Origin of the sequence: Mycobacterium sp. Aquia_213 (assembly GCF_026625985.1) — a bacterium.
GTDB lineage: Bacteria > Actinomycetota > Actinomycetes > Mycobacteriales > Mycobacteriaceae > Mycobacterium.
Genome location: NZ_CP113116.1, coordinates 5479313 through 5498106 on the forward strand (window position 1 = coordinate 5479313; position 18794 = coordinate 5498106).

The following is an 18794-nucleotide window of genomic DNA, read 5'->3' on the forward strand; positions in this document are numbered from 1 at the left end:
CCGGTAGTAGTCGGGAGGCGGTGCGCAAAAGTTCCCGTGCGTTATTGACTCATCGAATGCTCAGAGAAAGGCGCGCCAGATCGGCGCGCGAGGCTATTGCAGCGAGCTCAGGCCCGGACGGCGCTGACCAGGGTGTTGCGGGCAATCATCGGCCCGGCTTCGGTCTCCGGTCCGGGGACCGGGCGTCCGACCTCACGCAGGTAGTCGGCCAACGGGGTGCCGACCGCGTTCCAGCCGTGCTGACCGAACCATTCGGTGGCCGGGGCGTGTTGCTCGTTGTAGACCAGCTGAAAGAACACCCGCTTGTCACCCTCGGCGGCGGCCGCACGCTCTTCGGCGACGGCGGCCTCGAATTCGTCGGGCTGCAGCGGTGCGCCGTCCTCGACGGCGACATGGCTGCCGTGTCCGGCCAGGCCGTCGATGCCGGTGAACAGCTGTTCCTGGGCGGCGGCCGGCAGATAGATCAACAGACCCTCGGCAATCCATGCCGACGGCTTCGCCGGGTCGAAGCCGGTGTCCCGCAAGGCTTGTGGCCAGTCGTCGCGCAGATCGACCGCGATCTCCCGGCGCTCGGCCCGCGGCTGGTCGCCGTGGCCGGCGAGCACCTCACGCTTGAAGTCGAGCACCTGCGGGCGGTCCAGTTCGAAAATCGTGGTCGCGGCGGGCCAGTCCAGCCGGTAGGCGCGCGAGTCGAGTCCGGCGGCCAGGAGGACGACCTGCCGCACGCCGGCGTCGGCGGCCCGCAGGAAGTACTCGTCGAAGTACTTCGTGCGAGCAGCCTGGAAGTTGACGAAGTGCTCGCCGAAGTCGGCGCTCTTGAGCGGGTGGTCGGGTTCCTTGCCGTCGAGAACGTCCGCCGACGAACCACCGACGGCACGGCAGAAGATCTCCGCATACGGGTCGAGGGCCAGCGGGTTGGGCTTTTGCGCCTCCAACGCCCGCGCGGTCGCTACGAATAACGCCGTCGAACCGACGCTTGTGGTGATGTCCCAGGTGTCGCCTTCGCTACGCACCCGACCGACACTACGCCGCCGCGCGCACACCCCGTTCCCCCTGGGGTGCAACGGGTATTGAGCACAGGCAACCGACGTTGCCATCGGTCAACGGCACGGTGAACTGCGTTCGACGGCCGCGTTGGGCGGCTAGCCGTCGCTGTCGTGCCGCCCTGCACTGCCCTGCTGGTCCCAGCTGCCCGGGAGCATCGGCATGCGGGGCCCACCGCCGAATTCATCGCCGGCCAAGGTGGTCAGGCCCGCCGCGGCAGCAGTTTCCTTGCGCGCCGTGCCGGCGAACCCGAGATGCCCGGCGCCCCGATCGGACGCCTCCGCCGCCAAAGACGGCGGCCCACCCCAGTCCGGGTCGACGTCGACGTTCATGTCCATGAACTCGTCGCCGTAGCCGCGCTGTCGCCCCCGGCGCCGGGCCCGGGCTTCTTCTCGGGCGGCCGCCGCGGCCGCCACTGCGGCCGAATCTGGTTCCGGCGCCTTCTTTTTGGCACCCGCGGCAGCACTCGCGCTCATCCCGGAGCCAAACCCGATGCCGGGTGGCGCCACGAAGTAGGGCGGCGCAAAACCGGCCCCGGCGGGAGGTGCAGCGGGTGACGCCACACTGGCCACGGCGCTTGCCGTGGGAGTCGGCGCGGGTGCGGGTGCCGTCGCGGCGGCGGCGGCCGGTGCGGCGATGGGCGTCGTCCCGAGCGCCGCCGGCAGGCCGGGCGCGGGCGCGGCGGGTGGGGCCGGCGCCGCCGCGGGCAGCGGGGCAGACGGCAGCCCGGCCAGGCCCGCGAAGCCGCCCACCGCGCCGAATGGCGCGGCCGCGATCAGCATGGGCACCAAGAACAACTGCGGCTGGGCCGGTAGCCAACTGCCGAGCTGGGCGAGGTGGGTCGGCCAGTCCAGCAGCACCAGCTGCGTGATGAATTGGAAAGCCGCCGCGGGGTTTTCCTGCAACAACGCCCCGAACCGTTGAAAGTCGGAGAAGAGCTCAAGGGCGCGCACCACCCACCAGAGGATGTCGCCCGGGTTCGTGTAGTCGTCGAAGGGCACACCGTTCAGCGTCCCCTCGGCGGGATCCCAGTCGAGTCCAAACAGGCGCAGAATCTGGGCGAGAAACTGGTTGAGCGGGCTGTCGAAGCCGTGCTCGTGCCCCTCGTGATCGTCGTCCTCGTGGTCGTGCGCGGCCGCGGCCTCCGATCTCAGGATCTGCGGCGCCGGGCCGCTGTGCGGTGTGGCCGCGACCGCGGCAGTGGAGACGGCCTGATAGGCCGTCATCGTGCCGGCCGCCTGAACCCACATACGGGCATAGTCGGCCTCGTTGAGCGCGATCGGAATCGTATTGATGCCAAAGAAATTCGTCGCCATCAGCACGCCGTGCACGGCGTGGTTGGCCTCCAGCTCGCCCAGGGTCGGCATCGCCGCCAACGCGGCGGCGTAGGCCGTGCCCGCCGTCTCATGCTGTACGGCGGCCGCGGCACTGTGCGCGCCGGCCTGCGTCAACCAGGCCAGATACGGGCCGTGCGCGGCCAGGTAGGACTCGGCGCTGGGCCCCTGCCACGCTCCGGCGTGCGCCGTCGCCAGCACCCCGCTGAGTTCTTCTGCGGCCGAAGCGTATTCGGCGCTCATCGAACTCCACGCCGCCGCGGCGGCAAACATGGATGCGGGCCCCGGGCCGCTGCTCAGCAAGGCGGAGTGAACCTCCGGCGGCGAAGCCATCCAGATCGGGGCGGTCATTGCTGGACACCCCCGCTGAGATCCAACGAGGCGACTGCGACCTGCGACGTCATCACCGGCAACTCCTGGGCTGGGAAAGCTAAAGGGTTGCCGAAGAGACTACTGAAAATGATTGTCGTTATCAATGCGGGCGACGGGGCCCGCTTCGCTAGACCAACGGGCGTCCCGTCCGGATCCGGCGGTCCAGGTCCCAGAGCATCAGGTTGAACGGGAACTGCCGGATGATCCGCGGCAGCAGGCGATTCACGACTCCCAGGACCGACATCAGCCGGTCGAAGCGCCGCTGCTTGGCGGCGTCCCACGGCAACCGCATCTCGTCGCGAAACCGTTGCGGCAGAAAGCCGGTGGTGATCAGCAGGTTTAAATTCTCCAACGGCTCCCGCACCCGGCGGGGCAGGCGCACGCCGCGGACCCGGGACGCGGCAATCGGATACAGGAACTCGCGGACGGAGTCATCGATATGCACCTTGTCCAGCGATTCCTGCCAGTACTTGTCGAAAGCCGCCCGGTCCGCCGGCCACATCGCGGCCGGCACCTGCAACGTGGTGCCCAGCGTGATGCTCTCGCGGTAGAGGCGATCGGCGTCCTCGTCGGACATCTCGCCGACCAGGGTCCGGTAGACGTCGACGAGGCCGCCCTTGTAGATGCAGGCCGCCACCCACAACTGCAATTCCGGGTCGAACGCGTTGTACTGCACCGGGTCGCCAGGCCTGGAGTAGACGTCCGCGTGCGACCGGTTGACCGCGCGGCGATACGCGGCCTTCTGGGCGTCGGTCCCGGCGTTGGCGACCGCGATGTAGGTAAAAGTCGTGCGCGCCCGCTTGATCGGATGCCGGTCGATGCGGCCGCTCTCGACACGGCTCTCCGCCACGCCGTGGCCGACGCCGGGACGCGCGAGCTCCATGATCACGTTCGCCGAGCCGGCCAGCAGCGCCATGCCCATCAGCCGGTAGTCGTCAGGATCCCGCCGTCGCCGACGACTCGGCTGCGGGCGGGGCGGGTCGGAGACCGGACGCTCGACATGCGGGACGGGCTGGTGAACCGCCTCGTGAATCGTCATCCGGAAACCCCTCCGCCGCTCCATACGCTAAATGTGACAACGCTTGTTTCCTGATATTGTCCGCGGATCGCGTCGGTGTCAAGATGGTCCTCATGGTGCAGACCCCCAGCGAGCGCCCCTACCGCGGCGTCGAGGCGGTGCGGCGACTGGCCGAACGACGGGGCCGGCTGCTGGCCGCCGGCCTGGACCTGCTGGGCGCCGACCAGCAGGATGCCTCCGCGCTGACGGTTCGTGCGGTCTGCGCCCGGGCCGGCCTGACCCCTCGCTATTTCTACGAAAGCTTCAGCGACAGAGACGGATTCGTCGGCGCGGTCTTCGACTCGGTGATCGCGGACCTGGCGGCCACCACCCAGGCCGCGGTGGCGGCGGTGCCGATACCCGAACAGGCCCGCGCCGGTATGGCCAACATCGTGCGGACCGTCGCCGATGACCCCCGCGTCGGACGACTGATGTTCAGCACCCAGCTCGCCGATGCCGTGATCGTGCGGAAACGCGCCGAATCCACCGCGCTGTTCGCCATGCTGCTGGGCCAGCACGGCAGCGACATGCTGCGGATGCCGGCAAACAACAGCATGAAGGCGGGCGCGCACTTCGCGGTGGGCGGCGTCGGGCAGATGATCAGCGCCTGGCTGGTCGGCGACGTAGCGCTAGACCCCGACCAACTCGTCGATCAGCTCGCTGTGCTGCTCGACGAACTCGCCCATCCGCGGCTGTACGGCGTCACGGAAACAACGGGAGCTGCCGCAGCCGCATCCCGGGATCCAGGAGCCACAGGCGCAACATCGTGAGCCGCATGATGCGCTGTGCGCCGCGGATCATGAAAATCCCGAGCGGCACCTCGATCGCCAGCGCCGTAAACACCGATATCCAGATGTCGTCGGGCCCGGCGGTCATCAGGTCGAACCACGCGTCGCAGATCAGCAGCACGCCGGAAGTGAATGCCGCGAACAGCAGCACCTGACGGCGGAGGTATCCGAAAACCGCTGTCGCCAGCATGAATCCGACTAGCAGGATATCGAAGCCCACCCAGGTGAGCCACCAGTTGCGGGCCACATAATTGTCGGGCAGCGTCAGGGTCAGGTACACCACCCAGGGAATCATCACGATCGAACCACCGGACATCAGCCCTAGTCGAATGCGGCGTATCCGAGCCAGCACCACCGGGTCGATGACCTCGTGCAGCGGTGCCTCCAGCCGTGTGATCAGGTCGCGCCGCTGCGCGGGCGTCAACGCCGCGATCTGCTCATCGGTCAATATGCCGTCGGTCATCATGGACTCCCCCGGCTCGGCCCTGGGTTTTCCGACTAGGTTACGACGTGCTCCCGGGGTCGCCGGTCGGCTGCCGTCTTGGGAACAGCCTGCGCGTCACTCGCCCCGAATTCCTTTACCCAGCAGGCGAACTCAAGCGTCACGCCGTCGGGATCCTGGAAATAGAACGAGCGCACGTAGACACCGGGATGCACGGTCGCCGAAACCTGCATCTCGCTCTCGTCGTGGTTGAGGATCGGGCCAACTCGTACACCCTTGTCCTTGAGCCGCTGCCGGTAGGCGTCGAACTTCTCGGCCGGGACGTGAAAGGCGAGATGGTTCATCGTGCTGACCGCGCTGGTGATGTCCCCGATACCCGGGATTGCGCCCGGCGAGGAGATGCCGGGCACCCGATCGGGCGCGTCGGCGAACCAGAAGAACGCGACACAGTCGCCGTTGCCGGCATCGAAGAAGAAGTGCTGCCCGGCACCTCCGGGTAGGTCGAGCGACTTGATCAGCGGCATGCCGAGGATGTCGCGGTAGAAGTCCACGGTGCGAGCCATGTCGGAGCACACCAGCGCAACATGATTGATCCCGCCGAGTTCGAATTCGGTGTTGGTGTTGTCGGGCTTGATCATGTTGCGGCTCCCATCGATTGGGCCTGGCCAATCCGTGAAACTGAATCTAACATCAGGTTCAGTTTCACTCCAGGGGAGGACATCAGGTGTCGATCGCGGCGGAATCCAGCGGCCGGGCCAGCCGGCCGGCCGAGTTCCCGACGCACCGCGGCAGACGGACGCAGGCGGCGATCGACGCAGCCGCGCGAACGGTGATCGCGCGCAAGGGAATCCTGGCGACGACGATTGCCGACATCGCCGCGGAGGCCGGCCGCTCGTCGGCATCGTTTTACAACTACTACGACTCCAAAGAGGCAATGGTCCGCCAGTGGGCCTTGCGCTTCCGCGACGAGGCCAACGAGCGTGCGCGCTCGGTCACCGGGCACGGACTGTCCAACCGGCAACGCGCCCACGAGGCGGCCGCGGCGCACTGGCACACCTACCGCAACCGGCTCGCCGAGGTGATCAGCGTGTCCCAATTGGCGATGGTCAACGACGACTTCGCGCAGTACTGGGCCGAAATATGCGATATTCCAATCTCTTTCATCGCCGAGACGGTCCGGCGGGCGCAAACCAAGGGGTATTGCGCGGGCGACGATCCGCAGCTGATCGCCGAGGCGATCGTGGCGATGTTCAACCAGTTCTGCCACATCCAGCTCAGCCGGGCCGACGACGAACTCGACGACCAGGCCTGCATCCAAACCCTCGCCAACATCTACTACCGGGCGATCTACTCGAAGGAAGGTCGCTGAATTGACGCCTAACAGCGGCAGTGCAGGCGTTGTCCGCGAGTTCGTCGGCCTTCCGTCGCCCACCGCCGGGCGGGCCGGCGCGGGCGGACATCCGTGCCAGGGGCTGTATCACCGCGGCGTGGGACGCAAGCCGAAGGTGGCCATGGTCGCCACCCACTACCAGATCGACTTCTCCGAGCATTATCTCGCCGATTACCTGGCCATTCGGGGTATCGGATTTCTGGGCTGGAACACCCGGTTCCGCGGTTTCGAAAACAACTTCCTGCTCGACCACGCGCTGGTCGACATCGGCGTGGGGGTGCGCTGGCTGCGCGAGGTTCAGGGCGTGGATACCGTTGTTTTGCTGGGTAATTCGGGAGGGGGATCGTTGATGTCCGCCTACCAGTCGCAGGCCGTCGACCCGAATGTGACCCCGTTGCAAGGCATGCGACCGGCGGCCGGGCTGACGGAGTTGCTGCCCGCCGACGGCTACGTCGCCACCGCCGCTCATCCCGGACGCCCGGAGGTGCTGACCGCCTGGATGGACGCCGCCGTCGTCGACGAAAACGATCCCGTCGCCACCGATCCCGAACTCGACCTGTTCAACGAGGTCAACGGCCCGCCGTACCCGCCGGACTTCATCGCCCGCTATCGCTCGGCGCAGACCGCGCGCAACCACGCCATCACCGACTGGGCCGAAACGGAGCTCAAACGTGTTCGCGCGGCAGGATTTTCCGACCGTCCGTTCTCGGTGATGCGAACCTGGGCCGATCCCCGCATGGTCGATCCGAACATCGAGCCCACCAAGCGGGCACCCAACCAGTGCTACGCGGGTGTGCCGGCCAAGGCCAACCGGTCCGCCCAGGGCATCGCCGCGTCCTGCACCCTGCGCAACTGGTTGGGCATGTGGAGCCTGCGGGTGGCCCAAACCCGGGCCGAGCCGCACCTGGGCCGCATCACCTGCCCGGCCCTGGTGATCAACGCCGAGGCGGACACCGGCGTGTTTCCGTCTGACGCCCAACGCATCTACGACGCGCTCGCCGGCACCGACAAGTCGCAGGTTTCGATCGACAGCGACCACTACTTCACCACCCCCGGCGCGCGCAGCGAGCAGGCGGATACCATCGCCAGGTGGATCAGCAAGCGGTGGCGCTGAGAGTTCTCGCCCACTTCGTTCCCGGTGACAAAGTCCTCGATTTCCTTGCGGCCGAAGCAGATTGGCTTGACATTCGGTGGTGTGCCGCCGACGATGACACGGCCTTCTATCGCGAGCTTCCCGAGGCCGAGGTGATCTGGCATGTACTACGCCCGTTGTCGGGCGCCGACCTGCAGCGCGGAGAACGGCTGCGGCTGGTGCACAAGCTCGGCGCCGGGGTGAACACGATCGACGTGGCGACGGCGACGGACTGCGGCATCGCGGTCGCCAACATGCCCGGCGCCAATGCGCCGTCGGTGGCCGAGGGAACCGTGCTGTTGATGCTGGCCGCGCTGCGCAGGCTGCCGGAGCTGGACCGCGTCACCCGGCAAGGGCGCGGCTGGCCGCTGGACCCCGAACTGGGCGAGACGGTCCGCGACATCGGGGGCTGCACCGTCGGCCTGGTGGGCTACGGCAATATCGCCAAGCGGGTCGCTGCCTTGGTGAGCGCCATGGGCGCCACCGTTGTGCACACCAGCACGCGCGACGACGGGCGGCCCGGCTGGCGGCCGCTGCCCGAGCTGCTGGCCGTCAGCGACATCGTCTCGCTGCACCTACCGTTGACGGCGCAGACCCATCATCTGCTCAACCGGGATGCGATCGACTTGATGAAGCCCAGCGCGGTGCTGGTCAATACGTCGCGCGGCGCCATCGTCGACGAAGACGCGCTGGTCGGTGCGCTACGCGACGGGCGGCTGGCCGCCGCCGGTCTCGACGTTTTCGAGGTCGAGCCGACGGCGTCCGACAATCCACTGTTCGGCCTGGACAACGTCGTGCTGACACCACACGTCACCTGGTACACCGCCGACACGATGCGGCGCTACCTCGTCGAGGCCGTGTCCAACTGCCGCCGGCTTCGCGACGGCGAGCCACTGGCCAATGTGGTCAACCAACCCACCGGTTATTAGATTGATGGGTGCTTGGCCGAAACGAACCCCGAAAGCAAGGGAAGGCGACCAATGCCGATCGCAATAATTTCTGAGCATCAAGACCTGGCCGCCTCGGTGCGATCCCTGGTGGCGCGCGTCGCGCCGTCAGAGGTGTTGCACGCCGCCATGGAGACCCCGGTCGAGAACCCTCCGCCGTACTGGCAGGCGGCCGCCGAGCAAGGCCTGCAGGGTGTTCACCTCGCCGAGTCCGTCGGCGGGCAGGGCTTCGGCCTGCTCGAGCTGGCCATCGTGCTGGCCGAGTTCGGCTACGGCGCCGTGCCCGGGCCGTTCGTGCCGTCGGCGATCGCCAGTGCGCTGATCGCCTCGCACGACCCGGACGCCAAAGTGCTCGCCGAATTGGCGTCCGGCGCGGCGATCGCGGCCTACGCACTGGACTCCGGGCTGACCGCCACCCGCAGGGGCGACGTGCTGGTGATCCGCGGCGAGGTGCGCGCGGTTCCCGCCGCGGCGCAGGCATCGGTGTTGGTACTCCCGGTGGCGATCGACAGCGGCGACGAGTGGGTGGTGCTGCGCGCCGATCAGGTCGAGATCGAGCCGGTGCAAAGCCTGGACCCGCTGCGGCCGATCGCGCATGTGCGGGCCGACGGCGTTCAGGTCGGCGAGGATGCCCTGTTGAGCACCCTGACCATGACGACGGCCTACGCGCTGATGTCGACGCTGTTGTCCGCCGAGGCGATCGGCGTGGCCCGCTGGGCCACCGATACGGCGGCGCAATACGCCAAGATTCGGGAGCAGTTCGGCAGGCCGATCGGCCAGTTCCAGGCCATCAAGCACAAGTGCGCGGAGATGATCGCCGACACCGAGCGGGCCACCGCGGCGGTGTGGGACGCGGCGCGCGCAATCGACGAAGCCTCTCCGGACGTGGAGTTCGCCGCCGCCGTGGCCGCCACGCTGGCACCGGCGGCCGCCCAGCGGTGCACGCAGGACTGCATTCAGGTGCATGGCGGCATCGGCTACACCTGGGAGCACGACGCAGGCGTGTACTACCGCCGGGCGCTGATGCTGGCCGCCTGCTTCGGCCGCAGCTCGGATTACCCGCAGAAGGTGGTCAACACCGCGACCACCACCGGCATGCGCCCGGTGGACATCGACCTGGACCCCGAGACCGAGAAGCTGCGCGACGAGATCCGCTCCGAGGTCACCGCGTTCAAGGCGATGGACCGGGAGCCACGCACCGTGGCGCTCGCCGAGGGCGGCTGGGTCTTGCCGTACCTGCCCAAGCCGTGGGGCCGGGCCGCCGGCCCGATCGAGCAGATCATCATCGCCCAGGAGTTCGCCACCGGACGGGTCAAACGGCCGCAGGTCGGGATCGCCGCGTGGATCATCCCGTCGATCGTCGCGTTCGGAACCGAGGAGCAAAAGCAACGGCTCCTCCCGCCGACCTTCCGCGGCGAGATGATCTGGTGCCAGCTGTTCTCCGAGCCGGGCGCCGGATCGGACCTGGCTGGGCTCTCCACGAAGGCAACCCGGGCCGACGGCGGCTGGCGCATTACCGGCCAGAAGATCTGGACCACCGCCGCGCAGTACTCCCAATGGGGTGCGCTGCTGGCCAGGACGGACCCGTCGGCTCCCAAGCACAACGGCATCACCTACTTCCTGCTGGATATGAAGAGTGAAGGTGTGACGGTCAAGCCGCTGCGCGAGTTGACCGGGAACGCGATGTTCAACACCGTCTACATCGACGACGTGTTCGTGCCCGACGAGTGCGTGCTGGGCGAGGTCGACCGCGGTTGGGAGGTCAGCCGCAACACGCTGACCGCGGAGCGGGTATCGATCGGCAGCAGCGACGCGAACTTCCTGGCGACCCTGCCCCAGTTCGTCGAATTCGTTCGCAATTACCGTTTCGAAGGCCGATTCGATCAGGTCGCGCAGCACCGGGCGGGGCAGTTGATCGCCGAAGGGCATGCCGCCAAGGTGCTGAACCTGCGCTCGACGCTGTTGACGCTGGCCGGCGGCGACGCCATGCCGTCCGCGGCGATCTCCAAGCTGCTGTCCATGCGCACCGGCCAGGGCTACGCCGAATTCGCGGTGTCCTCGTTCGGCACCGACGCCGCGATCGGAGACCCCGATGAGCTAGCGGGCAAGTGGGGCGATTACCTGCTGGCCAGCCGGGCCACGACGATCTATGGCGGGACGTCGGAAGTGCAGCTCAACATCATCGCCGAGCGACTCCTGGGCCTGCCCCGCGACCCGTAAAACAAAATCCATGCCGACCCGGGGCCGGTCCCAGGTCGGCATGGACGTCTATTGAGTTAGGGGGCCACGCCGGCCTGAGATTGTCAGACCGGCGTGGGTTCCCCCCCGGGATGCGGGTTCGGCCAGCCTATGACTTGGCAGGACGAGGCCGGCCGACCGCGCGCTAGTAGGTCAGAACCACGGGCGGAACCAATGGCCCCAACCCCAGCCAGGGTTTCCCCAACCGCCGTGGCCCCAGCCGCGGCCCCAGCCACCGCCGTGGTCCCAACCGCGGCCCCAGCCGCCGCCGTGGCCCCAGCCACCGTGGCCGCCACCCCAGCCACCGTGGCCGCCGCCACCCCAGCCGTGGCCGCCATGGCCGCCGCCGGGTCGTTCCGGAAGAATTCCGGGGCTCAGCGGTGCGCCGCCGTGCGGGCCGTTGATTTCGAAAGTCGTCGCAGGGGCGGGCGCCGGTGCGGCCTGTGCCGCGGGCATACCGCCGAACAGCATCGCGCCGGCCACCGCGCCGGCGCCGACAGCACCAGCGGCCGCGCCGCGTATCGATCGCAGTGAATTCCTCATCATGAGCTCCTTCCGAGACCCCAATTCCCCGACATCTCGAAACGCTACGCATAAATTCCTGGGCAAACAATAGCAATGGCGCTAAATTGACCTGTGAATTCGGTAACAACGAAATTTCTTTGGCCGTTGCGTAATTGCGTAATTGCGGATTACATTTCCGCATTTCCGGCAATACTTATTCGCACTTGTCAGGAAGTACGCAACTACTGAGATCAGTAACCACTGAGATCGTTATATCAGCAGTTTAATGCCGTTCTACTGACATACTGAAGTACGTATTTTGACGTGTCAGTAGGTCATTACTTCCGCGTTTTAGTACTTTCCAATATACGCGCCATCACCACTCGCCATCGCGAGACATAAACGGTCTGTCAGAAACGGATGCATGTTTTTGTCTGTCGCATGCGTTATTTCCCGCAGCTACTATCAATAATTTCCGCAGGTGGGAGCCCTTTACTTCGCGGGCCAGGGTCGCCGCGGCCCGGTGGCGTTCAGCGGTGACACTCGGCGTTCAGCGGTAACACCCGGCCTCGCGCGACGCGACTTACGCTGGTGTCAGTGAGACAATCAGTAGGCACGTGCACTGAAGTACTGATTTACTGATTGGGACCCACGGGAGGGACGGTCGCCCCAGTGAGCTTCAACCCCGGCCACATCGGGCCCGGCGCCGGAGCGTTCCGGGGGCAGATGTCCGCCGCGACACCCCCCGGCGACGGCGCACCAACCGAACGTCTGACCGGCTTCCGGCAGCCGCGCCCGCAACGGATAGTCAGCGAGCCCGCGGAACCCCGATCGCGATCCACCGGCGAAACCCCCCGCATCCAGCGGACGCGTCGCACCGTCGACCTCCCGGCGGCCACCCACCGAGCCCTTGACATCTGGCAGCGCGAGGCCGCCGACCAACTAGGGGTCGCCCGCGTCACCGGGCAAGAGGTACTCATCGCGCTCATCGATCAGCTGCTGGCCGATCCCAAACTCGCGGCCCAGATCACCCGGGCCATTCAGGACCGCCGCTAGGGTGGCCCCGCCCCGAAAATCGCTAGTCGACCTGCATTTCGCGTAGCTCGCGCTTGAGGATCTTGCCGGTCGGGTTGCGCGGCAGCTCCTCGAGGAAGATCACTTCCCGCGGCACCTTGTAGCGGGCCAGGTGGTCGCGCACGTATCCCTTGATGGTGTCCTCGTCGACCTCGGCGCCTTCCTTCTTCACGACGAACGCGCGCAGCCGGTGACCCCACTCCTTGTCTTCGACGCCGATCGCGGTGGCCTCCACCACGGCTTCGTGTCCGCTGATCAGGTCCTCGACCTCGGCCGGGAACACATTCTCGCCACCGGAGACGATCATCTCGTCGTCGCGACCGCTGACGTACAGCAGACCGTGCTCGTCGAAGTAACCGACGTCGCCCGATGACATCAGGCCGTCGATGATCTGCTTGTGCCCGCCGCCGGTATAGCCCTCGAACGGGAAGGCATTGCCGACGAAGATGCGTCCCACGTCGCCCTGGGGCAGCTCGTTGCCGTTGTCATCGAGGATCTTGACCTTCACACCCTTGACGACCGGGCCGACCGTCGACGCGTTGCGTTCCAGGTCCTCGGGCCGGGCGATCGTCGCGAACGCGATCTCCGTCGAGCCATACATGTTGTAGACGACCGGCCCGATGTCCTTCAGCGCGCGGTTGGCCAGCTCGGCACCCAGCTGGGAACCGGACACGAAGATGATCTTCAAGCTGGACAGGTCGGGCTTCTTGTCCATCTTTTCCAGCGTGTCGAGGATGCGCGACAACATCACCGGCACCACGACCATGGCGGTCACCTTGTGCTTCTCGATGTCCTCCAGCACCAGCGGCGGTTTGAATTTGCGTCGCAGCACCAGCGTGGATCCGAGGAACATCGCGATGGTGGCGTGCAGATATCCGAGCGCGTGGAACATCGGCGCCGGCAGCGAGGTGACCTCGTTGGCCTTGAACGGGACGTGCGACAGGATGCCGCCGACGGGGGCCAGGGTGGGCGGAGTACTGCGGTTCGCGCCCTTGGGCGTCCCGGTCGTGCCACTGGTCAGGATGATGATCGACGCGTGCTTGCTCGCCTTCGGGGCGGGCTCCTTGCTGCTGCGCGCGATCAGATCGGCGAGAGTTTCGTCGGTGCTGCCCGACGGGTCGTCGCTGTCCGGATTGACACCGAGCGCGCGCAGCTTGCCCAGCTCCGGCTCGGCCTTGCTGACGGCGTTGGTGTATTCGTCGTCGTAGATGATGACCTTGGCGCCCTCGCGCTCGGACACCTCTTTGATCTGCGGTCCGGAGAACTCGCTGTTGAGCAGGATGATGCGGGCGCCGACCCGGGCCGCGCCGTAATTGGCGATGACGAACCAGCGGTGGTTGCGGGCCAGGATGGCGACGCCGTCGCCGCCCTTGACGCCCTTGTCGATCAGGCCGTTGGCCACCGCGTGGGCGGCCTCGTCGAGGTCTTTGTAGCTGAACTCGCCCTCTTCGTCGATCAGTGCCGCGCGGTCGGGAGTACGCCTGGCGTTGAGCGACGGCAGCATGCCGAACTCGCCCCACTTCGCGATGTCGGTTGCCAGCGCGGCGGTCTTCAGCGGCGACTCCAGCTTGAACGCGCCCGCCTCGAAGATCTTCCGCACGTAGTGCAGTTCGGCCGAGCCACGTTCGACGTACTGCTGGACCTTGGAGACGGCTTGCCCGGGCAGGCCAGGAAGGTTTGGCATACGCTCACCATATGTGACGCGGGTCGCAACGCGACCAGAAAATTTTCCCGGAATTACGATGAACCCCATGGCCGGTCCGGTGTCATTGGAGGTTGCCGGGCACCGCGTCGAGATCACGCACCCGGACAAAGTCGTGTTCGAAGGCCGTGGTGAAACGGGGCCTTACACCAAGCTCGACCTGGTCCGCTACTACCTCTCGGTCGCCGACGGAGCGTTGCGGGGGGTGGCCGGCCGGCCGATGATCCTGAAGCGCTTCGTCAAGGGCATCGCCGAAGAGGCGGTGTTCCAAAAGCGCGCGCCGACGAAACGGCCGGACTGGGTCGACGTTGCCGAACTCCACTACGCGCGGGGCACGTCCGCCGCGGAGGCCGTGATCCATGACGCTGCCGGGCTGGCGTGGGCGATCAACTTGGGCTGCGTGGATCTCAACCCCCATCCGGTGCTCGCGACCGATCTCGATCACCCCGACGAGCTGCGGGTCGATCTGGACCCGATGCCCGGGGTCGACTGGCAGGGGATCGTCGACGTGGCATTGGTGGCCCGCGAGGTGCTGGAGGACTACGGGCTCGTCGGGTGGCCGAAGACGTCCGGGTCGCGGGGCTTTCACATCTACGCCCGCATCGCCCCGCGCTGGGAGTTCCGTCAGGTCCGGCTGGCCGCCCAGACCGTGGCCCGTGAGGTCGAGCGGCGGGTGCCCGACGCGGCGACCAGCCGCTGGTGGAAGGAAGAGCGCGAGGGCGTTTTCGTCGACTTCAACCAGAACGCGAAGGACCGCACGGTCGCGTCGGCCTACTCGGTGCGGGCCACCGTCGATGCCCGGGTGTCGACGCCGCTGCACTGGGACGAGGTCGCCGACTGCCGGCCGGAGACGTTCACGATCGCCACCGTTCCCGAGCGGTTCGCCGATATCGGCGACCCGTGGGCGGGGATGGACGACGCGGTCGGCGAGCTGGACCGGCTGCTGATGCTGGCCGAGGAAATGGGACCCCCGGAGCGGGCGCCCCGCGGCGCGGGAAAGAGTCCCGACGGCCGGCGCCAGTCCTCGATGCCGCTGATCGAGATCGCCCGGACCAAGACCAAGGACGAGGCGATGGCCGCGCTGGATACCTGGCGCGATCGCTACCCCGCCGTCGCCGAGCGGTTGCAGCCGGCCGACGTGCTGGTCGATGGCATGCGCGGGCCGAGTTCGATTTGGTACCGGATCCGGATCAACCTGCAGCACGTTCCGGCCGACCAGCGCCCACCGCAGGAGGAGCTGATTGCCGACTACAGCCCCTGGGCGGGATACACACCGCCGGCCTCCCGGGGCTGAGCGGCCAAACCGAGCGGCGATGCAGGTCAGGGTCAGCGACGCGATACTCTCACGCGATGCGACAGGGATGGAATCGGCGGGGGTTCTTGCAGCTCGCCGGTGCCGCTGCGGCCGCCGCGGCAGCCGGGGTGTCGGCGGGGTGTTCGGACCCCAAACCGACGACTCCGAGCGCCCCGGGCGGCGACGGCGTGACGATCACCCATCTCTTCGGTCAGACCGTCATCAAGGCGCCACCCAAGCGCGTGGTCAGCGCCGGCTACACCGAGCAAGACGACCTGCTCGCGCTCGGCGTCGTGCCGATCGCGGTGACCAACTGGTTCGGTGACCAGCCGTTCGCGGTGTGGCCGTGGGCCCAGCCCAAGCTCGGCGGCGCGCAACCCGTGGTGTTGAACCTGGACAACGGAATTCCCGTCGATCAGATCTCCGGCCTGAAGCCTGATTTGATCGTCGCGATCAACGCCGGCCTAGACGCCGACACCTACCAGAAGCTGTCCGCGATCGCCCCGACCATCGCGCAGTCCGACGGCGACGCCTTCTTCGAGCCGTGGAAAGACCAGGCCACCGCGATCGGGCAAGCGGTCTTCCAGGCCGACCAGATGAAGACGCTGATCGATGGCGTCGACAAGCAGTTCGTCGCCGTCGCCCAGAATCACCCACAGTGGAAGACCAAGCGGGCATTGCTGATGCAGGGCAGCCTGTTTCGGGGCAGCGTGGTCGCCACCGCGGCGGGCTGGCGGACCGACTTCCTCAACCAGATGGGTTTCGTCATCGCCGACAGCATCAAGTCTTTCGTCAGCGATCACCGCGCCGTCATCCCGCGCGATCAGATCAAAACGGTGCTCGATTCCGCCGACGTGGTGATCTGGACGACCCAGAGTCCCGACGAGCAGAAGGCGCTGCTGGCCGATCCCGAGGTAGCGGGATCGCAGGCGACCGCGCAGAACCGCCACGTCTTCACCACCAAGGACCAGGCCGGTGCGATCGCATTCGCGTCGCCGCTGAGCTACCCGATGGTCGCCGATCAACTGCCCCCGATGATCGGCAAGGTCCTCGGTTAGACCCCGCCTCTTTGAGCATTCGCTAAGGCAGCTCTGGCAGTGCTCGAAATTCCCGCCCCAGCCCCTTTGCCTGCGTCGATTCCGAAGTTACCGTTCAGTAATGAGTGTGACGGATCTCCCCACGGACGTGCCGACCGAGTTGATCGGCAACGTCGTTCTGGACTACGGCGACCAGGCGCTGTTGGTGCAATGTGGCAGCACCGCGGAGGTATTGGCATGGGCGGACGCGTTGCGTGCGGCGGCGCTGCCCGGGGTGCTCGACATCGTTCCCGCCGCCCGAACGGTGCTGGTCAAACTCGACGGCCCGCGCTATCAGGGAGTCATCCGTCAGCGACTGCGGAAACTGCGGGTAACCGCGGATACGGCCGCCCCGGCGCAGCGCATCGCCGACGTGGTGATCGACGTCGTCTACGACGGTCCGGACCTCGCCGAGGTCGCCGGCCACACCGGGCTGACGACAGCACAGGTCATCAACGCTCACACCGCCACGTTGTGGCGAGTCGGATTCAGTGGATTCGCACCAGGTTTCGCGTACCTGGTCGACGGCGACCCCCGGCTGCGGGTGCCGCGCCACGCCGAGCCGCGCACCGCGGTACCGGCGGGATCGGTCGCACTGGCGGGCGAGTTCAGCGCGATCTATCCACGCCAATCCCCCGGCGGCTGGCAACTCATCGGTCACACCGACGCAGTCCTGTGGGACCTGGCGCGATCCGATCCGGCGTTGCTGACGCAGGGCATGTGGGTTCAATTCCGCGCCGTGTAACCGAGGAGCATGCCGTGACAAACCCCGTTGTCAGCCTGGAAATTCTGCGTACCGGACCGCTCGCCGTCGTCCAAGACCTCGGCCGGGTCGGGCAGGCCCACCTCGGCGTCGGCCGGTCCGGCGCCGCCGATCGCCGCTCGCACAAGCTCGCCAACCGGCTGGTCGCTAACCCCGACGACCGCGCGACCGTCGAAGTGACCTTCGGGGGTTTCGCGGCCCGGGTGCGCGGCGGCGACGTCGACATCGCGGTGACCGGTGCCGACACCGACCCGTCGGTCAACGGAATCAAGTTCGGCACCAACAGCATTCATCACGTCCGCGACGGCCAGGTGATTTCGCTGGGCACCCCGCGGGCCGGACTGCGGACGTACCTGGCGGTGCGTGGCGGCGTTTGCGTGGAGCCGGTGCTGGGCTCGCGCAGCTACGACGTGATGTCGGCGATAGGCCCCTCTCCGCTGTCCCCCGGAGACCAGCTGCCGGTCGGTGCGCACACCGACGAATACCCCGAACTCGATCAGGCTCCGGTGGCGGCCATCACGGGTGACACGGTCGAGCTGTTGGTGGTACCCGGACCACGCGACGACTGGTTCGTCGATCCCAACGTCCTGGTCCACACCGACTGGGTGGCATCCGATCGCAGCGACCGGGTCGGGATGCGTCTGGTCGGCCGCGCGCTGCAGTACCGCTTCCCCGACCGGCAGCTGCCCAGCGAGGGCGCCACCCGAGGCGCAATTCAGGTGCCGCCCAACGGATTACCGGTGATCCTGGGGCCCGACCATCCGATCACCGGCGGTTACCCGGTCGTCGGCGTGGTGATCGATGAGGACATCGACAAGGTCGCCCAGGTGCGAGCGGGTCAGCGCGTGCGCCTGCATTGGGCGCGGCCCCGATCGCCGATGGGCGACCAGTCCCACTGAGCCCGATTCTCCTGATGCGCGCCCCGCGACAAGACTGGTAGACAGGGAGTGTGCGCCCCCAGGTACACACCGCACGCCTGGTTCACACTGCCGATCTCGACAGCGATACTCGTCAGCGCGTCCACCAAATGGTCACCGAAGCCTTCGCGGGCGATTTCACCCAGGACGACTGGGAACACGCCCAGGGCGGTATGCACGCCCTGATCTGGCATCACGGCGCGATCATCGCGCACGCCGCGGTGGTCCAGCGGCGGTTGATCTATCAGGGCAACGCGTTGCGCTGCGGCTACATCGAAGGGGTTGCCGTCCGGGAAGACCACCGCGGCCACGGGCTGGTCCACGCGTTGTTGGACGGAGTCGAGCAGGTGCTGCGCGGCGCGTATCAGGTGGGAGCACTGAGTTCATCGGTCCGGGCCCGCGGAATCTATGCCGCCCGCGGCTGGGTGCCCTGGACCGGTCCGACGTCGGTACTGGCCCCGAGCGGCCCAACGCGCACACCCGACGACGACGGAACGATATTCGTCTTCCCGGTCACGATCACCTTGGACACCGCCGCGGAATTGACGTGCGACTGGCGCGCCGGCGACGTTTGGTAGGTGTGCTCGAAATCTCGCGCACCCCAGCGCGATTCATCACACCGCGGTTAGCTACACTGTGAGTTGTTGTCGCGTTTGCCGCCGCGATTGTGGTGCACGCCACACTGATTGACCGCCCTCACACCACCGGACTCCGGCAGGT

18 protein-coding genes are annotated in these 18794 nt (G+C 67.2%); 11 read left to right on the forward strand and 7 right to left on the reverse strand.

The window, feature by feature from the left end; all coding sequences use genetic code 11:
- Nucleotides 1–107 precede the first annotated feature (107 nt).
- From LMQ14_RS25640 to LMQ14_RS25650, 3 genes are all read right to left on the reverse strand, one after another.
- Nucleotides 108–1013 (reverse strand): class I SAM-dependent methyltransferase, encoded by a 906-nt coding sequence (locus LMQ14_RS25640; RefSeq protein ID WP_267732407.1) that lies wholly within the window; start codon nucleotides 1011–1013, stop codon nucleotides 108–110.
- Nucleotides 1014–1142: 129 nt separating this feature from the next.
- Nucleotides 1143–2729: a PPE family protein gene (locus LMQ14_RS25645; protein ID WP_267732408.1), complete on the reverse strand. Its 1587-nt coding sequence runs from the start codon at nucleotides 2727–2729 to the stop codon at nucleotides 1143–1145.
- Between the two features lie 148 nt (nucleotides 2730–2877).
- Entirely contained in the window at nucleotides 2878–3789 is a 912-nt protein-coding gene (locus tag LMQ14_RS25650; RefSeq protein ID WP_267732409.1) for an oxygenase MpaB family protein, read from the reverse strand.
- A gap of 83 nt (nucleotides 3790–3872) precedes the next feature.
- On the opposite strand from LMQ14_RS25650, the gene LMQ14_RS25655 reads away from it, so the two are divergent.
- On the forward strand, nucleotides 3873–4577 hold the full coding sequence (locus LMQ14_RS25655; protein WP_267732410.1) for a TetR/AcrR family transcriptional regulator: 705 nt from the start codon (nucleotides 3873–3875) through the stop codon (nucleotides 4575–4577).
- Here LMQ14_RS25655 and LMQ14_RS25660 read toward each other — a convergent pair.
- On the reverse strand, nucleotides 4510–5058 hold the full coding sequence (locus LMQ14_RS25660) for a hypothetical protein (protein WP_267732411.1): 549 nt from the start codon (nucleotides 5056–5058) through the stop codon (nucleotides 4510–4512). The two genes, LMQ14_RS25655 and LMQ14_RS25660, sit on opposite strands and share 68 nt — an antisense overlap.
- 35 nt (nucleotides 5059–5093) lie before the next feature.
- Complete coding sequence (locus LMQ14_RS25665; RefSeq protein WP_267732412.1) at nucleotides 5094–5675, reverse strand: VOC family protein; 582 nt, start codon at nucleotides 5673–5675, stop codon at nucleotides 5094–5096.
- 92 nt (nucleotides 5676–5767) lie between these two features.
- Here LMQ14_RS25665 and LMQ14_RS25670 point away from each other — a divergent pair, with 92 nt between their 5' ends.
- From LMQ14_RS25670 to LMQ14_RS25685, 4 genes are read left to right on the forward strand one after another with little or no spacing between them, the layout of a single operon-like run.
- Complete coding sequence (locus LMQ14_RS25670) at nucleotides 5768–6406, forward strand: TetR/AcrR family transcriptional regulator (protein WP_267735679.1); 639 nt, start codon at nucleotides 5768–5770, stop codon at nucleotides 6404–6406.
- A gap of 1 nt (nucleotide 6407) precedes the next feature.
- Nucleotides 6408–7541, forward strand: a complete 1134-nt coding sequence (locus tag LMQ14_RS25675; protein ID WP_267732413.1) for an alpha/beta hydrolase — start codon at nucleotides 6408–6410, stop codon at nucleotides 7539–7541.
- Nucleotides 7517–8488 carry a 2-hydroxyacid dehydrogenase gene (locus LMQ14_RS25680; RefSeq protein WP_267732414.1) on the forward strand — a complete coding sequence of 324 codons (972 nt, stop codon included), beginning with the start codon at nucleotides 7517–7519 and terminating at the stop codon, nucleotides 8486–8488. The genes LMQ14_RS25675 and LMQ14_RS25680 overlap by 25 nt, the downstream gene beginning before the upstream one ends.
- Before the next feature lie 51 nt (nucleotides 8489–8539).
- Nucleotides 8540–10726: an acyl-CoA dehydrogenase gene (locus LMQ14_RS25685; RefSeq protein ID WP_267732415.1), complete on the forward strand. Its 2187-nt coding sequence runs from the start codon at nucleotides 8540–8542 to the stop codon at nucleotides 10724–10726.
- 171 nt (nucleotides 10727–10897) lie between these two features.
- Here the strand turns inward: LMQ14_RS25685 and LMQ14_RS25690 are convergent, their stop codons facing one another.
- Complete coding sequence (locus LMQ14_RS25690; protein WP_267732416.1) at nucleotides 10898–11287, reverse strand: hypothetical protein; 390 nt, start codon at nucleotides 11285–11287, stop codon at nucleotides 10898–10900.
- A gap of 633 nt (nucleotides 11288–11920) precedes the next feature.
- Between LMQ14_RS25690 and LMQ14_RS25695 the strand changes: the two genes are divergently transcribed.
- Nucleotides 11921–12304, forward strand: a complete 384-nt coding sequence (locus LMQ14_RS25695) for an ATPase (RefSeq protein ID WP_267732417.1) — start codon at nucleotides 11921–11923, stop codon at nucleotides 12302–12304.
- Nucleotides 12305–12326: 22 nt separating this feature from the next.
- Here LMQ14_RS25695 and fadD2 read toward each other — a convergent pair whose 3' ends face one another.
- Entirely contained in the window at nucleotides 12327–14006 is a 1680-nt protein-coding gene (fadD2, locus tag LMQ14_RS25700) for a long-chain-fatty-acid--CoA ligase FadD2 (RefSeq protein WP_267732418.1), read from the reverse strand.
- Nucleotides 14007–14064: 58 nt separating this feature from the next.
- On the opposite strand from fadD2, the gene LMQ14_RS25705 reads away from it, so the two are divergent.
- The 5 genes from LMQ14_RS25705 to LMQ14_RS25725 all read left to right on the forward strand — a co-directional run bounded on the left by LMQ14_RS25705 (nucleotide 14065) and on the right by LMQ14_RS25725 (nucleotide 18652).
- Nucleotides 14065–15318, forward strand: coding sequence for a DNA polymerase domain-containing protein (locus LMQ14_RS25705; protein WP_267732419.1), 1254 nt, complete (start codon nucleotides 14065–14067; stop codon nucleotides 15316–15318).
- Nucleotides 15319–15374: 56 nt separating this feature from the next.
- Nucleotides 15375–16376, forward strand: a complete 1002-nt coding sequence (locus LMQ14_RS25710; protein WP_267732420.1) for an ABC transporter substrate-binding protein — start codon at nucleotides 15375–15377, stop codon at nucleotides 16374–16376.
- 100 nt (nucleotides 16377–16476) lie between these two features.
- Complete coding sequence (locus LMQ14_RS25715) at nucleotides 16477–17139, forward strand: 5-oxoprolinase subunit B family protein (RefSeq protein ID WP_267732421.1); 663 nt, start codon at nucleotides 16477–16479, stop codon at nucleotides 17137–17139.
- 14 nt (nucleotides 17140–17153) lie between these two features.
- A complete protein-coding gene (locus LMQ14_RS25720) occupies nucleotides 17154–18056 on the forward strand; it encodes a 5-oxoprolinase/urea amidolyase family protein (RefSeq protein WP_267732422.1) in 903 nt (300 codons plus the stop codon).
- Between the two features lie 50 nt (nucleotides 18057–18106).
- Nucleotides 18107–18652 (forward strand): GNAT family N-acetyltransferase, encoded by a 546-nt coding sequence (locus LMQ14_RS25725; RefSeq protein WP_267732423.1) that lies wholly within the window; start codon nucleotides 18107–18109, stop codon nucleotides 18650–18652.
- The last annotated feature ends 142 nt before the right edge of the window (nucleotides 18653–18794 follow it).

What these genes read in the sequence shown, in the direction of transcription:
- LMQ14_RS25705 (WP_267732419.1), top strand. Translation starts at nt 14,065, where the DNA reads ATGAACCCCATGGCCGGTCCGGTGTCATTGGAGGTTGCCGGGCACCGC.
- LMQ14_RS25685 (WP_267732415.1), top strand. Translation starts at nt 8,540, where the DNA reads ATGCCGATCGCAATAATTTCTGAGCATCAAGACCTGGCCGCCTCGGTG.
- LMQ14_RS25710 (WP_267732420.1), top strand. Translation starts at nt 15,375, where the DNA reads ATGCGACAGGGATGGAATCGGCGGGGGTTCTTGCAGCTCGCCGGTGCC.
- LMQ14_RS25690 (WP_267732416.1), bottom strand. Translation starts at nt 11,287, where the DNA reads ATGAGGAATTCACTGCGATCGATACGCGGCGCGGCCGCTGGTGCTGTC.
- LMQ14_RS25715 (WP_267732421.1), top strand. Translation starts at nt 16,477, where the DNA reads ATGAGTGTGACGGATCTCCCCACGGACGTGCCGACCGAGTTGATCGGC.
- LMQ14_RS25655 (WP_267732410.1), top strand. Translation starts at nt 3,873, where the DNA reads ATGGTCCTCATGGTGCAGACCCCCAGCGAGCGCCCCTACCGCGGCGTC.
- LMQ14_RS25650 (WP_267732409.1), bottom strand. Translation starts at nt 3,789, where the DNA reads ATGACGATTCACGAGGCGGTTCACCAGCCCGTCCCGCATGTCGAGCGT.
- LMQ14_RS25665 (WP_267732412.1), bottom strand. Translation starts at nt 5,675, where the DNA reads ATGATCAAGCCCGACAACACCAACACCGAATTCGAACTCGGCGGGATC.
- LMQ14_RS25645 (WP_267732408.1), bottom strand. Translation starts at nt 2,729, where the DNA reads ATGACCGCCCCGATCTGGATGGCTTCGCCGCCGGAGGTTCACTCCGCC.
- fadD2 (WP_267732418.1), bottom strand. Translation starts at nt 14,006, where the DNA reads ATGCCAAACCTTCCTGGCCTGCCCGGGCAAGCCGTCTCCAAGGTCCAG.
- LMQ14_RS25660 (WP_267732411.1), bottom strand. Translation starts at nt 5,058, where the DNA reads ATGACCGACGGCATATTGACCGATGAGCAGATCGCGGCGTTGACGCCC.